This is a genomic window from Streptomyces sp. bgisy159, assembly GCF_057707805.1.
The window spans coordinates 338,662-353,016 of the sequence record NZ_JBYIQX010000003.1; the positions used below are offsets into that span (position 1 = coordinate 338,662).

General features: G+C 72.1%; 12 protein-coding genes. 7 read left to right on the plus strand and 5 right to left on the minus strand.

What is annotated here, in order from left to right:
- The first annotated feature begins 35 nt into the window (after positions 1–35).
- Positions 36–2,270: a serine/threonine-protein kinase gene (locus tag AC3ET3_RS05430; RefSeq protein ID WP_435611711.1), complete on the plus strand. Its 2,235-nt coding sequence runs from the start codon at positions 36–38 to the stop codon at positions 2,268–2,270.
- A gap of 45 nt (positions 2,271–2,315) precedes the next feature.
- Here AC3ET3_RS05430 and nadA read toward each other — a convergent pair whose 3' ends face one another.
- On the minus strand, positions 2,316–3,512 hold the full coding sequence (nadA, locus tag AC3ET3_RS05435) for a quinolinate synthase NadA (RefSeq protein WP_432135615.1): 1,197 nt from the start codon (positions 3,510–3,512) through the stop codon (positions 2,316–2,318).
- A gap of 243 nt (positions 3,513–3,755) precedes the next feature.
- Here nadA and AC3ET3_RS05440 point away from each other — a divergent pair, with 243 nt between their 5' ends.
- Positions 3,756–4,112 (plus strand): HesB/IscA family protein, encoded by a 357-nt coding sequence (locus tag AC3ET3_RS05440; RefSeq protein WP_306967610.1) that lies wholly within the window; start codon positions 3,756–3,758, stop codon positions 4,110–4,112.
- A gap of 87 nt (positions 4,113–4,199) precedes the next feature.
- Here AC3ET3_RS05440 and AC3ET3_RS05445 read toward each other — a convergent pair whose 3' ends face one another.
- The gene (locus tag AC3ET3_RS05445; RefSeq protein WP_435611712.1) at positions 4,200–6,140 is read right to left on the minus strand and encodes a hypothetical protein; all 1,941 of its coding nucleotides are present in this window, start codon (positions 6,138–6,140) and stop codon (positions 4,200–4,202) included.
- Positions 6,141–6,336: 196 nt separating this feature from the next.
- The gene (locus AC3ET3_RS05450) at positions 6,337–6,546 is read right to left on the minus strand and encodes a hypothetical protein (RefSeq protein ID WP_432135613.1); all 210 of its coding nucleotides are present in this window, start codon (positions 6,544–6,546) and stop codon (positions 6,337–6,339) included.
- Between the two features lie 130 nt (positions 6,547–6,676).
- Here AC3ET3_RS05450 and AC3ET3_RS05455 point away from each other — a divergent pair, with 130 nt between their 5' ends.
- Entirely contained in the window at positions 6,677–7,651 is a 975-nt protein-coding gene (locus AC3ET3_RS05455) for a carbohydrate kinase family protein (protein ID WP_432135612.1), read from the plus strand.
- Positions 7,652–7,714: 63 nt separating this feature from the next.
- On the opposite strand, the gene AC3ET3_RS05460 is transcribed toward AC3ET3_RS05455, so the two are convergent.
- Positions 7,715–9,091, minus strand: a complete 1,377-nt coding sequence (locus tag AC3ET3_RS05460; protein ID WP_435611713.1) for a cysteine desulfurase/sulfurtransferase TusA family protein — start codon at positions 9,089–9,091, stop codon at positions 7,715–7,717.
- A 286-nt stretch (positions 9,092–9,377) separates the two neighbouring features.
- Here AC3ET3_RS05460 and ctaC point away from each other — a divergent pair, with 286 nt between their 5' ends.
- The 4 genes from ctaC to AC3ET3_RS05480 all read left to right on the plus strand — a co-directional run bounded on the left by ctaC (position 9,378) and on the right by AC3ET3_RS05480 (position 13,869).
- The gene (gene ctaC / locus AC3ET3_RS05465) at positions 9,378–10,337 is read left to right on the plus strand and encodes an aa3-type cytochrome oxidase subunit II (RefSeq protein WP_432135610.1); all 960 of its coding nucleotides are present in this window, start codon (positions 9,378–9,380) and stop codon (positions 10,335–10,337) included.
- Positions 10,334–12,070, plus strand: a complete 1,737-nt coding sequence (ctaD, locus tag AC3ET3_RS05470) for an aa3-type cytochrome oxidase subunit I (protein WP_432135609.1) — start codon at positions 10,334–10,336, stop codon at positions 12,068–12,070. The genes ctaC and ctaD overlap by 4 nt, the downstream gene beginning before the upstream one ends.
- On the plus strand, positions 12,067–12,465 hold the full coding sequence (locus tag AC3ET3_RS05475) for a cytochrome c oxidase subunit 4 (protein WP_432135608.1): 399 nt from the start codon (positions 12,067–12,069) through the stop codon (positions 12,463–12,465). Before ctaD ends, AC3ET3_RS05475 begins: the two co-directional genes overlap by 4 nt.
- 153 nt (positions 12,466–12,618) lie before the next feature.
- Positions 12,619–13,869 carry a L,D-transpeptidase gene (locus AC3ET3_RS05480; protein ID WP_432135607.1) on the plus strand — a complete coding sequence of 417 codons (1,251 nt, stop codon included), beginning with the start codon at positions 12,619–12,621 and terminating at the stop codon, positions 13,867–13,869.
- 80 nt (positions 13,870–13,949) lie between these two features.
- Here AC3ET3_RS05480 and AC3ET3_RS05485 read toward each other — a convergent pair whose 3' ends face one another.
- Entirely contained in the window at positions 13,950–14,351 is a 402-nt protein-coding gene (locus AC3ET3_RS05485; RefSeq protein ID WP_432135606.1) for a response regulator, read from the minus strand.
- Positions 14,352–14,355 lie beyond the last annotated feature (4 nt).

Below are 14,355 nucleotides of genomic sequence, written 5' to 3' on the forward strand. Positions count from 1 at the left end.
TCGCGACTGCTCTTCGGGGGAAGGGGACCGGGGCGGTGCCACTGCACAAGGACGACCCCAGATCACTGGGCGGATACCGGATCGTCGACCGGCTCGGCGCCGGCGGCATGGGGGTCGTCTACCGGGCGAGAGCCAGATCCGGGCGCGAGGTCGCCGTGAAGCTGGTCCACGCCCAGTACGCGGAGAACCCGGTCTTCCGCGCCCGCTTCCGGCAGGAGATCGCCGCCGTCCGCAAGGTCAGCGGCGCCTTCACCGCCCCCGTCGTGGACGCCGACCCGGAGGCCGTACGGCCCTGGATGGCCACCCAGTACGTGCCGGCGCCCTCGCTCGCCGAACGCATCCGCGCCACCGGCCCGCTGCGCGGCGCCGAGCTGCGGCGACTGGTGCTCGGGCTGGTGGAGGCGCTGCGCGACATCCACCGCGCCGGCGTCGTCCACCGGGATCTGAAGCCGGCCAACGTCCTGATGGCCGACGACGGGCCGCGCGTCATCGACTTCGGGATCTCCCGGGCCGCCGAGAACCAGACCCTGACCGAGACCGGCCACATGATCGGCACCCCACCCTTCATGTCCCCGGAGCAGTTCACCGACGCCCGCTCGGTGGGCCCCGCTTCCGACGTCTTCTCCCTCGGGGCGCTGCTGGTCTACGCCGTCACCGGGCACGGCCCCTTCGACGCGGACAGCCCTTATCTGACGGCGTACCGGGTGATGACCGAGGAACCGGCGCTGGACGCGGTGGCGGAGCCGCTGCGCGGGCTGCTGGCCCGCTGCCTGGCCAAGGAGGCCGCCGCCCGGCCCTCGCTGGACGAGCTCGCCGGGGAGTTCGCCGCCGTCCTGCCGGAGCCGGACCCCGGCGACCCTTCCACGGTGACGCTGCGGCTGCCCCCGGCCCCGGAGCCGCCGCGCACCCCCACCGCCGCCGGCGCGGGCGCCCCCGGGCCGGAACCGCGCCGGCGGCGCACCCGGCTGCCGGCCCTCGTGGCCGCCGCGGCCGGGGTCCTGGCCGTGGCGCTCACCGCCTACCTCCTGGGCCCGGCGCGCGGCGGCGACGCCGCCGGGCCGGCGGCGGACTCCCCGCGCCCCTCGGCGGCGTCCCGCTGGCGGAGCCTCCCCGAGGGCTGGCGGCCCTGGCAGACCACCCTGTTCGAGACCGCCGGGCGGGGCGCCGAGCGGCCGCTGGGCGGTTCCGCGGGCTCCGACACCGGCTACCCGGACTGCCGGCTCAGCGACGGGGACGTGTACTGCGCCGGCAACGGCACCCTCCCGGTGCGCCTCGACGGGCGCACCGGCGCCACCGTCTGGCGGGCCGACATCGCCCGCAAGGGCGTCGCGCGCGGCTCGTACACCACGGCACTGCTCGGGGTGTCCGACGGCGCGGCGGTCGTCCAGGAGAGCGTCACCGGCCCCGACGGCGACTACGACGAGGTGACCGTGACCGCGCTCGACACCGCGAGCGGGTCCCGGCTCTGGTCGCACCGGGTGGCCGCCGAGTACGCCGACACGCTCCTGTCCGCGGGGCTCGTCCTGGTCACGGAGGACGGCGGCGACACGGTGGTCGCCCGCTCGCCCCGGGACGGCGCCGTGCGGTGGAAGGCGCCGCTGCCCGCGAACCACTACTGCTCCTACCGCGACGTGGACGGCAGCCCCTACGTCGACTGCGTGACGAGGGACGAGAACTCCGACGCCGCGCAGCTGCTCGCGCTGGACCCGGCCGACGGCAAGGCCCGGCGGCTGCCCGTGACCGCGGCCGACGGCGACTTCCTCGGCCGGCTCGGCGGCAGGCTGCTGTTCGCGTCCTGGGTGGAGGACCGGTCGGGCGGCGGCATGCAGTACACCGGGGTGGTGCTGATCGACCCGGACAGCGGCGAGCGCACGGCGACGCCCCTGGCCGCGCGCTACTCCGGGGACTCGCTGTACGCCGACGGCACCCTGTACTTCACCTCTCACGCGGGCCGGGTCACGGCGGTGTCGGCCCGGACCGGCCGACAGCTGTGGCAGACCCCGACCACCCTGGAGGCGCCGGGCTCGCCGGCGGTCGACCCGCGCGCCGGAGTGCTCTACCTGGCCACGGCGGGCGGCCGGGTGGGCGCCCTGGACACCCGCACGGGCGAGGTGCTGTGGGAGTCCGCCGCCCCCCGCACCGACGCCATGGGCACCAGTGGCTGGTCCCGTGTGCTGCTCCACGAGGGTGCCGTGATCGTGGCCACCCCGGGCGGCAGCCTGTTCTCGCTCGACCCGGCCCACCCCGGACGGCAGCCGGCGCCGGCGTGAGCGTCACGCCGGCGCCGGAGCACGGGACGGGGGAGCGGGGCGGGGCTACGGCAGCGCCAGCATCCGCTCCAGGGCCAGCTTGGCGAAGGCCTCGGTCTCCCGGTCGACCTGGATGCGGTTGACGAGTTCGCCCTCGGCCAGCGACTCCAGCGTCCACACCAGGTGCGGCAGGTCGATGCGGTTCATCGTCGAGCAGAAGCACACCGTGCGGTCGAGGAAGACGACCTCCTTGCCCTCGGGCGCGAAACGGTTCGCCAGCCGGCGGACCAGGTTCAGCTCCGTGCCGATGGCCCACTTGGAACCGGCCGGCGCGGCCTCCAGGGTCTTGATGATGTACTCGGTCGAGCCGACGTGGTCCGCGGCGGCGACGACCTCGTGCTTGCACTCGGGGTGCACCAGCACGTTCACGCCCGGGATGCGTTCCCGCACGTCCCTGACGGAGTCCAGGTTGAAGCGGCCGTGCACCGAGCAGTGGCCGCGCCACAGGATCATCTTCGCGGCGCGCAGCTCTTCGGCGGTCAGCCCGCCGTTCGGCTTGTGCGGGTTGTAGACCACGCAGTCGTCGAGGGACATGCCCAGGTCGCGGACGGCGGTGTTGCGGCCGAGGTGCTGGTCCGGCAGGAACAGGACCTTCGTCGACGAGGACCCACCCTGCTGGAACGCCCATTCCAGCGCCCGCCGCGCGTTGGACGAGGTGCAGATGGTGCCGCCGTGCCTGCCCGTGAACGCCTTGATGTCCGCGGAGGAGTTCATGTACGAGACGGGCACGACCTGCTCGGCGACGCCGGCCTCGGTCAGCACGTCCCAGCACTCGGCGACCTGCTCGGCGGTGGCCATGTCGGCCATGGAGCACCCGGCGGCCAGGTCCGGCAGGACCACCTTCTGTTCGTCGGAGGTCAGGATGTCGGCGGACTCGGCCATGAAGTGGACGCCGCAGAAGACGATGTACTCGGCCTCCGGGCGGGCGGCCGCGTCCCGGGCCAGCTTGAAGGAGTCGCCCGTGACATCGGCGAACTGGATGACCTCGTCGCGCTGGTAATGGTGGCCGAGCACGAAGACCTTGTCGCCCAGCTTCTCCTTGGCGGCGCGGGCGCGCTCCACCAGGTCCGGGTCGGAGGGGGACGGCAGGTCACCGGGGCACTCGACGCCGCGCTCGCTCTTCGGGTCGGCCTCGCGGCCGAGGAGCAGCAGGGCGAGCGGAGTCGGCTGTACGTCGAGCTCCGGGGTCTGGGCGGTGGTCACGGCACGCACCCTTTCTACTTTTCGTCGAACTGACGCTATATATCATAACCCGGTTCACGTCACTTTGACGATGGCCATAGCGTCGATGTGACGTGAATCCCGATGAGTCGTTTTCCGCTTCCGGGGGCATGTGCGAGCATGAAGGAGGAGCCGAAAGACAGGCGCCCGGCCCGGAATGAATCCGCGGCCTTGCCGGTTGCAACCGTCGGCAAGCAGTCTCCGTACAACCCGGGAGAGATGTAGATGTCCGTATCGGACGAGACCAGCACCGTCACCGACGGCATCATCCTGACCGACGCCGCCGCGTCCAAGGTCAAGGCGCTGCTCGACCAGGAAGGCCGCGAGGACCTCGCGCTGCGGGTCGCCGTCCAGCCCGGTGGCTGCTCCGGCCTGCGCTACCAGCTGTTCTTCGACGAGCGCTCCCTCGACGGTGACGTGGAGAAGGACTTCGGCGGGGTCAAGGTCGTCACCGACCGCATGAGCGCTCCGTACCTGGGCGGTGCCACGATCGACTTCGTGGACACCATCGAGAAGCAGGGCTTCACGATCGACAACCCGAACGCGACCGGCTCCTGCGCCTGCGGCGACTCCTTCAGCTGAGCCGCGGCACGGCACACACGCCGGACACACGGAAGGCGGCGGCACCCGGGATCGGGGCCGCCGCCTTCCGTGTGTCCGGCGAAAGGGTCACCGCGGCGGGTCGGCCGTCTCCGGCAGCCGGGCTCCCGGCTTCTCCAGCGGGACCTCCTGGCCGTCCGCGCCCACGACCGTCCGGTCGCCGAGCGGCCGGTCCAGCCGTACCGTCCGGTGGTACGTCTTGGCGATCATGATGCACACCTTGTCCGGCCAGGGCTTCGCGGTGACCGTGACCGCCACCCGGTCCGCGCTCTCGGCCGCGCTCACCGTGTAGTCGGCGCACACCCCGGCGGTGAACCGGACGGTCAGCTCCGAACCGTCGGCCGTGTACGCCTCCACGTCCACCGTCCGCGTCCCGTCCGGCGCCGTGGACCCGGCACCGGGACCGGTGGGCCGGGGGCTGGGCGGCGCGGTCGGGACACCCGGCGGGGGAGTGGCGCTCGCCGTCGCCGGGGCCAGGTACGCCGGGTCGACGGCCGGGTGCGTCACCGTGTAGGTCTCCGCCGCTCCCTGGGTGCGTGCGGTGAACAGCCACGACGGCACCAGCACCGGCCGGCCGCCGCTGCTCCGCGGGGCCAGGCCGAGAACCGCGCCCTCCACCGTGACCGTCTCCCGGTGCGGCCCCCCGCCCGAACGCCCGCAGGGACTCTCCAGCCGGTCCTCCTGCGGCACGGCGCTGGCACAGCCGCCGATGCCCATGCGGTGCTCCGTGCCCGGCGCGGAGTTCATCAGGTCCAGGGTCTCCCGGGCGCTGAGCACGGGGTAGGCCGCACCGGCCACGGGCTCGGTCAGCCGCCCGTTCCCGCCGACGACCTCGCCGCGCGCGTCGACGATGACGCCGGTGGTCCAGCCGTAGGTGGGCAGCCCGCCGAACACCGGATCGGCGTTGACCACCCGTTCGGCGCCCATCACCTGGCTCGCGTCCACCTTGGCGTCGTCCTGGCCGACCGCCTTCAGCACCGGCGCGGCCGCCGCGATCGCGGCGCTCTCGCCGATCGGGTCGCCACCCTGGGCGAGGGAGGGCTCGGCGGGACAGGCGGTGGCCTTGCGGGAGCAGTTGTCCGAGCCCGGCGCGTACCGGCTGAACGTCCACATCCCCGGGGCCTGCCGGTTCACCCGCAGCACGGGCCCGGAACCGTCCCGGTCCCCGCCGTCCCCGCCGACCCGCCACACGTCACCGGCCGCGACCGGGGTCCCGGTCACCCCGAGCGCCTTCGCGAGCCGCGCCACGGCGTCCTTGCCCACCTCACCCCGCGCCCACCGCACGACGGCCGACTCCGGGCCCTCGGGCAGCGTGCCGTCGGCCTCGTACACCACGCCGTAGGGATTCGGCTCGCCCGGCGCGATGCCGTTGCCGCTCTCCCCGGCTCCGGCGGCGTACCCGTCCAGCGCCAGCACCGGAGGCGTCCCCTGGGCGGAGGGCGCACCGACACCGCCGTGACCGCCCCCGCCGCCCGCGCCGGCGGCCAGGTACGCCCCGCCACCGCCCACCACCATCACGGCGACGGCGACCATCCCCACCATCAGCCGCGACCTGTGCCGCCCGGCCGGCGCGTCCGCCGGGTCCGCGGGGCGGGCGGCGGCCGGTGAGGTCTCGCCGGGCCGACCGGCCGCGGAGGCGCTCCCGGACGTGGTGTCACCGTCCGGCTCGGCCGGCGCATCGCTGTCCCGGCCGGGCTCGGCGGCCACAGGTGGGGCGGCCTCGTCGGGCTCGGGGGCGGGGGGTGCTCCGGCGTCGTCGCGCTCGGCGGCGGGGGGTGCTCCGGCGTCGTCGCGCTCGGCGGCCGGCGGGGTCCCGTCCTCCGGCTCGCCGGGCACGGCGTCCGCCTCGCCCTCCGGGGGGCCGGCCTCCCCGGCGGACGTCTCCCGCTCCACCGGGGCGGCCTGCTCCTCCCCGGCGGAGCCCTGCCCCGGAGAACCCTTCGTCACGGGCTCCGCCGCGCCGTCGGTCTCCCTCGCGGCGTCGTCGTGGTCGGGTCGCTCGGTGTTCACCGCATCGCTCCTTCGGCCGCACAGCTGTCCCGGCGGTCGACCCGCCCCGCACGGCCACCAAGGACCGCCGGGAGGGTCGTACCCCGCATCCCCCCTACGGGGGACAGCGATGGGACGCAGCGGGGGAGCGCGCGGTTCCCTTCAGCGGCGCCCGGAGCGTGAGAAGCGCCCGAAGCGCCCCCGCACCCGCTCGCCGTCAGTTGCCGTACTCCGGCATGGCCGCCAGCAGCCGCGCCGAACGCGCCGGGACCGTCACGCCGTGCAGGAGGGACAGCGGCACCGGCCGCGCGGCGGTCCGCTCCGGGGCCGCCCAGTGCGGGACCATACGAGCGCAGTCACCCCGCAGCGAGGCGAGGTCCACCTCGTGGTCGGCGGGGGTGTCGGAGGCAGCCTCAAGGATCGTCATAGCGGCACCGTAGGCACGGACGAGTCCGCGAAGAAAGATCTACTATCGGGTAGTTTCCACTGCTTCTGTAGCCCTCGCCGACCCGGTAGCGTGAACTGTCAATCCCCCTCCACACAGGAGAGTCCACGCCGTGCGCATCGCAGTCACCGGCTCCATCGCCACCGACCACCTCATGACGTTCCCCGGCCGCTTCGCCGACCAGCTCGTCGCGGACCAACTGCACACGGTCTCGCTCTCCTTCCTCGTCGACAACCTGGACGTACGCCGGGGCGGCGTCGGCGCGAACATCGCCTTCGGCATGGGCCAGCTCGGCACCCGGCCGATCCTGGTAGGCGCCGCCGGCTTCGACTTCGACGAGTACCGGGCCTGGCTGGAGCGCCACGGCGTCGACACCGCCTCGGTCCGCATCTCCGAGACGCTGCACACCGCCCGCTTCGTCTGCACCACGGACGCCGACCACAACCAGATCGGCTCCTTCTACACCGGCGCGATGAGCGAGGCCCGCCAGATCGAGCTCAAGACCGTCGCCGACCGGGTGGGCGGCCTGGACCTGGTCCTGATCGGCGCCGACGACCCCGAGGCGATGCTCCGCCACACCGAGGAGTGCCGCTCCCGCGGGATCCCCTTCGCCGCCGACTTCTCCCAGCAGATCGCCCGGATGAGCGGCGAGGAGATCAGCATCCTCCTGGACGGCGCCACCTACCTCTTCTCCAACGAGTACGAGAAGGGGCTCATCCAGACCAAGACCGGCCTGTCGGACGACGAGATCCTCGCCAAGGTCGGCCATCGGGTGACCACCCTCGGCGCCCGCGGTGTCCGCGTCGAGCGGGCCGGCCAGGACCCGATCGAGGTCGGCTGCCCGGACGAGGAGCGCAAGGCCGACCCCACCGGCGTCGGCGATGCCTTCCGCGCGGGATTCCTGTCCGCGCTGGCCTGGGGCGTCTCGCTGGAGCGGGCCGCGCAGATCGGCTGCATGCTGGCCACCCTCGTCATCGAGACGGTGGGCACCCAGGAGTACCAGCTGCGGCGGGGACACTTCATGGAGCGGTTCACGAAGGCGTACGGGGACGAGGCGGCGCAGGAGGTCCGGGCGCACCTGGGCTGAGGCCGGCCGGTCCGGTGCGGGAGCGCGGGGGCTGGTCGCGCAGCTCCCCGCGCCCCGGGCTGGTCAGCTCGTCCGGCGGACCACGTACGCCGTTCCTCCTCGCGCCGGCTCCTCGCCGACGTACTCCTGGCCCCGCATCTCGCACCACGCCGGGATGTCCAGCCGTGCGGCCTCGTCGTCGGCCAGCACCCGCACCAGGCCGCCCACCGGTACGTCGCCGAACACCTTCGCCAGCTCGATGACGGGGACCGGGCACCGCTTGCCCAGCGCGTCCACCACCATCCCGTCCTCGCGGACCTCGGCCACCGGCGCCGGAGCCCCGAGCTTGTCCCGGACCCCGGCCACCACCCCGGGCAGCACCTCCAGGAACCGTTCGACGTCCTGTTCGGCGGCCCCCGCGGGCAGGGACACCCGGACGTTCCCCTCGCTCAGCACCCCCATCGCCCTGAGCACATGGCTGGGGGTCAGCGTGCTGCTCGTGCAGGACGATCCGGAGGAGACGGAGAAGCCCTCCCGGTCCAGCTCGTGCAGCAGCGTCTCCCCGTCGACATAGAGACAGGAGAACGTGACGATCCCCGGCAGCCGCTGCTCGGGATCCCCGACCACCTCCGCATCGGGGACGAGGGCCGCGACCCGCGCCCGGATCCGCCCCGTCAGCTCCCGCAGCCGCTCGGCCTCCGCCGCGGCCTCCGCCCGTACGGCCCGCAGGGACGCCACCGCGGCGACGATCGCCGGGAGGTTCTCGAAGCCGGGCTCCCGGCCCGACTCCCGCTCGTCCGCCGGCCCCCGCGGAGCGAACCGCACCCCCTTGCGCACCACCAGCAGCCCCACACCCGACGGGCCGCCCCACTTGTGGGCGCTGCCCGCCAGCACCGACCACGGCCCCTCGACCGGCCCCCAGCCGAGCGACTGCGCCGCGTCCACGAAGAGCGGAACGCCGGCCGCCCGGCACACCTCCGCGACCGCCGCCACCGGCTGCTCGGTACCCACCTCGTGGTTGGCCGACTGCAGACAGGCCAGCGCGGTGTCCGCCCGCAGCGCCTCGGCGTACGCCTCGGCGCTCACCAGACCCCCGCGGTCCACGGGCACCCGGGTCACCGTCCCGCCGTCCGCCTCGTGCGCGTCGGCCGAATGGAGCACCGAGCTGTGTTCGACGGACGACACGATCAGGTGACGTCCGACGCGCCCTCGGCCGGCCAGCGCCCCCGCGATCCCCCGGTGCACGGACCGCGTCCCCGACGACGTGAACACCACCTCGTCGGCCCGGCACCCCACCGCGTCCGCCGCCGCCTCCCGGGCGGCGTCCAGCAGCATCCGCGCCTTGCGCCCCTCCCGGTACAGCCGCGCGGGGTCCGCCCATCCGTCCTCCAGCGCGGCCAACAGCGCCTGACGGGCGACGGGATGGAGAGGAACGGCGGAGGCAGCGTCGAAGTAGGCCATACGGCAACGGTAGAACTCCGCTCCGACGGCCGGCCCCGGGGGCGCCGGGCGCCGCCCGGTCGCGGCCCCGACGCGGGGTGCGACAAGGCCCGATGAGCCCGCCGCCGCCAATCCAGCGAACCACCCGAGCCAGTAGGCACCCCTCCCCGCGAACGCCGACAGGGCGTCGGCTAGGGTTTGGTCCGCATAAACATCAAACCCCTGCCCGACGCGGGGCGGCGACCGACCAGCGAGAAGGCCAGGCCGCAGCCGTACAGCGCGGGCGAGACTCTCGGGAAGGCGCTACGTGAGTCCCAACGGCTCCGACCGCTCGCCGCGGCGCCCGATGCGGCGGAAGCTGCTGCAGGCACTGACCGCGGGCCTGGTCCTGGCGACCGCGACCGGTTGCACATACAAGGACTTCCCCCGCCTTGGTATGCCCACCCCCACCACCGAAGAGGCTCCGCGGATCCTCTCCCTGTGGCAGGGCTCCTGGGCTGCCGCGCTCGCCGTCGGCGTGCTGGTGTGGGGCCTGATCCTGTGGAGTGCTTTCTTCCACCGGCGCAGCCGCACCAAGGTCGAGGTACCTCCGCAGACCCGGTACAACATGCCCATCGAGGCGCTGTACACGGTGGTACCGATCATCATCGTCTCGGTGCTCTTCTACTTCACGGCCCGCGACGAGTCCAAGCTCCTCGACATGTCGAAGAAGCCGGACGTCACGGTCAACGTGGTCGGCTTCCAGTGGAGCTGGTGCTTCAACTACATCGAGAACGTCGACGGTTCCACCGGGGACGCGAAGACCGACGAGAACCTGTCCGCGATCCCGGACCGGTACACGAAGGAGTTCCCGGACAACGCCGGCGGTGTGTACACCTGCGGCACCCCCGGTGAGCGGAACCCGCAGACCGGCAACCCCGGTCCGACGCTCTGGCTCCCCGAGGGCAAGACGGTCCGCTTCGTCCTCACCTCCCGTGACGTCATCCACTCCTTCTGGGTGGTGCCGTTCCTGATGAAGCAGGACGTCATCCCGGGCCACACCAACGCCTTCCAGGTGACCCCGAACAAGCAGGGCACCTTCATGGGCAAGTGCGCCGAGCTCTGCGGCGTCGACCACTCCCGGATGCTGTTCAACGTGAAGGTCGTCTCCCCCGAGCGCTACGAGCAGCACCTCAAGGACCTCGCCAAGAAGGGGCAGACCGGTTACGTTCCCGCGGGCATCGAGCAGACCGCCCATGAGAAGAACCGGGAGACGAACCAACTGTGAGCATCCTCAACGAACCTCAGGGTGCCGCGGCAGCTGAAGACTCGTACGAGAACGAGCTGCCGGTCCGGCGCAAGCAGCCCGGCAACGTGGTCATCAAGTGGCTCACCACCACCGACCACAAGACCATCGGAACGCTGTACCTGGTCACCTCGTTCGCGTTCTTCGTCATCGGCGGCGTCATGGCTCTGCTCATGCGCGCCGAGCTGGCCCGCCCGGGCCTGCAGATGATGTCGAACGAGCAGTTCAACCAGGCGTTCACGATGCACGGCACGATCATGCTGCTGATGTTCGCGACGCCGCTGTTCGCCGGCTTCGCCAACTGGATCATGCCGCTACAGATCGGCGCCCCGGACGTGGCCTTCCCGCGGCTGAACATGTTCGCCTACTGGCTGTACCTGTTCGGCTCGCTGGTCGCGGTCGGTGGTTTCCTGACCCCGGACGGCGCGGCCGACTTCGGCTGGTTCGCCTACTCCCCGCTGTCGGACGCGGTCCGTTCGCCGGGCATCGGCGCCGACATGTGGATCATGGGCCTGGCCTTCTCCGGCTTCGGCACCATCCTCGGCTCGGTCAACTTCATCACCACGATCATCTGCATGCGCGCCCCCGGCATGACGATGTTCCGCATGCCGATCTTCGTGTGGAACGTGCTGCTGACCGGTGTCCTGGTGCTGCTCGCCTTCCCGGTCCTCGCGGCCGCGCTGTTCGCCCTGGAGGCGGACCGCAAGTTCGGCGCCCACGTCTTCGACGCCGCCAACGGCGGAGCGTTGCTGTGGCAGCACCTCTTCTGGTTCTTCGGACACCCAGAGGTGTACATCATCGCCTTGCCGTTCTTCGGCATCATCAGTGAGGTCATCCCGGTCTTCTCCCGCAAGCCGATGTTCGGCTACATGGGTCTGATCGCGGCGACCATCGCCATCGCCGGCCTGTCCGTGACCGTGTGGGCGCACCACATGTACGTCACCGGCGGCGTGCTCCTGCCGTTCTTCTCCTTCATGACGTTCCTCATCGCCGTCCCGACCGGCGTGAAGTTCTTCAACTGGATCGGCACGATGTGGAAGGGCTCGCTGTCCTTCGAGACACCGATGCTGTGGGCGACCGGCTTCCTGGTCACCTTCACCTTCGGCGGCCTGACCGGCGTCATCCTGGCCTCCCCGCCCATGGACTTCCACATCTCCGACTCGTACTTCGTGGTGGCGCACTTCCACTACGTCGTCTTCGGAACCGTCGTCTTCGCGATGTTCTCCGGCTTCCACTACTGGTGGCCGAAGATGACCGGCAAGATGCTCGACGAGCGCCTCGGCAAGATCACCTTCTGGACGCTGTTCGTCGGCTTCCACGGCACCTTCCTGGTCCAGCACTGGCTGGGCGCCGAGGGCATGCCCCGCCGGTACGCGGACTACCTGCACGCCGACGGCTTCACCGCCCTGAACACGATCTCGACGATCAGCTCGTTCGTGCTCGGCCTGTCGATCCTGCCGTTCCTCTACAACGTCTGGAAGACCGCCAAGTACGGCAAGCCCGTCGGCGTCGACGACCCGTGGGGCTACGGTCGCTCCCTGGAGTGGGCGACCTCCTGCCCGCCCCCGCGGCACAACTTCCTCACCCTGCCGCGGATCCGCAGCGAATCCCCGGCGTTCGACCTGCACCACCCTGAGATCGCCGCGCTCGAGCAGCTGGAGCACGCCGGCCACGGCGCGAGCGCCCTCGCGGGCAGCAAGGAGGCCGGCAAGTGAAGATCCAGGGCAAGATGTTCATCTGGCTGAGCGTCTTCATCCTCGCCATGGCGATCGTCTACGGCGTCTGGTCGAAGGAGCCGGCCGGTACCACCGCCCTCTTCCTGGCCTTCGGCCTGGCCATCATGGTCGGCTTCTACCTGGGCTTCACCGCCCGGCGGGTCGACACCGGTGCCCAGGACAACAAGGAGGCGGACGTCGCGGACGACGCCGGCGAGCTGGGCTTCTTCAGCCCGCACAGCTGGCAGCCGCTGTCCCTGGCCGTCGGCGGGGCCCTCGCCTTCCTCGGCGTGGCGGTCGGCTGGTGGCTGCTCTACTTCGCCGCGCCGATCATCCTGATCGGCGTCTGGGGCTGGGTCTTCGAGTACTACCGCGGTGAGAACCGCACCCAGTAGCACGCGCCCCGACGCGCGGGAGCCCGGACACTCCGTGAGGAGCGTCCGGGCTCCCTCTTTTGCCGCAGCCGGGGTGTCCGATCGCCGTAATCTCCGTCACCCGTAGGAGTGACCCCGCGCGCCGTCGTTGACGTGACTTCCTACGTTGAGGTCATGAGCCCCACACCCAGCCCCCGCACCGTCGTCGGCTGCACCCTGCTGGTGATCGCCCTGGGGGCGGGCGCCAGCGCGTGCGGCTCGGACGGCGATCCGCTCGCGACCCGCCCGTACGACGCCACGGACCAGATCTCCTTCAACGGTCCCGTCAAGGACGGTGAGAAGGCCGACCCCGACCGGCCCCTGGAGATCACCGCCGACGGCGGCGGCCGTATCACCGACGTCACCGCGGTCGACGCCGCCGGACGCTATCTGGCCGGCGAACTCGCCGCCGACGGCAGCCGCTGGCACTCCACCGAACCCCTGGCCGCGAACGCCCACTACAGCGTCCGGGTGAGCACCGAGAACGGCGACGGCGAGCCCGGTCGCCGGGTCCTCACCTTCGACACCGGCACCCCCAAGGCCAAGAAGCGCCTGAAGGTCACGCTCGGCCCCAAGGCGGGCACCTACGGCGTCGGACAGCCCCTCACCGCGGAACTCGACCAGCCCGTCAAGGACCCCGTCCAGCGGGCGACCGTCGAACGGGCCCTGAAGGTGCAGTCCGTGCCCGCGGTAGGGGGCGCCTGGTACTGGGTCGACGACCAGAAGCTCCACTACCGGCCCGAGGAGTACTGGCCCGCCCACGCGAAGATCACCGTCCGCAGCAACCTGGACGGCATCAAGATCGGGAACCGGCTGTGGGGCGCCCCGGTGAAGCCGCTGCAGCTGACCATCGGCGACCGTGTGGTCGCCGTCACCGACGCCGCCGCCCACTCGCTGAAGTTCTACAAGAACGGTGAGGAGATCAAGGAGTTCCCCGTCACCACCGGCAAGCCCGGCTTCGACACCCGCAACGGGGTCAAGGTGGTGCTCGGCAAGGAGTACTACGTCCGCATGCGCGGCACCACCATCGGCATCGCCGAGGGCTCGGCCGACTCCTACGACCTGCCCGTCTACTACGCCACCCGCGTCACCTGGAGCGGCGAGTACGTCCACGCCGCCCCCTGGTCCGTCGGCTCCCAGGGCTACGCCAACGTCAGCCACGGCTGCACCGGCATGAGCACCGCCAACGCGGAGTGGTTCTTCGACCACGTCCGCGAGGGCGACGTCGTCGAGGTCGTCAACAGCGACGGCGACACCATGGAGGCCTTCGGCAACGGCTTCGGCGACTGGAACGTCACCTGGAAGAAGTGGCGCGAGGGCAGCGCTTTGACCGGCACCGGCAAGACCCCGCAGGACACGTTCTCCCTGCAGCCGGCGGCCATCTGACCGAACCCAGGGGCGCGGGAACTGCGCGACCGGCCGCCGACGGCCCGCAGCCGCCGCGGATCCCGCGCCCACACGCCCGCCTAGGCGCTCAGCAGCCGCCCGCGCAGCAACAGCGCGGCCAGCGCCGACGCGAACTCGACGGGCTCCACGGGCAGCGTCACGGCCGCCTCGGCCCGGCTCCACGTCGCCAGCCACGCGTCCTGCGGCCGCCCCATGAGCACGAGCACCGGCGGACACCGGAACACCTCGTCCTTGATCTGCCGGCACAGCCCCATGCCGCCCATCGGCACGGCCTCGCCGTCCAGCACGCAGACGTCGATGCCGCCCTTGTCCAGTTCCCGGACCACGGCGTCCGCCGTGGCGCACTCCACGAACTCCACCAGGGGCGCGTCCGGGGCCGGCCGACGGCCGCAGGCCAGCCGCACCTGCTCACGAGTGGTGGAGTCGTCGCTGTAGACCAGCACGGTGGCGGTCGGCTTCATCGTT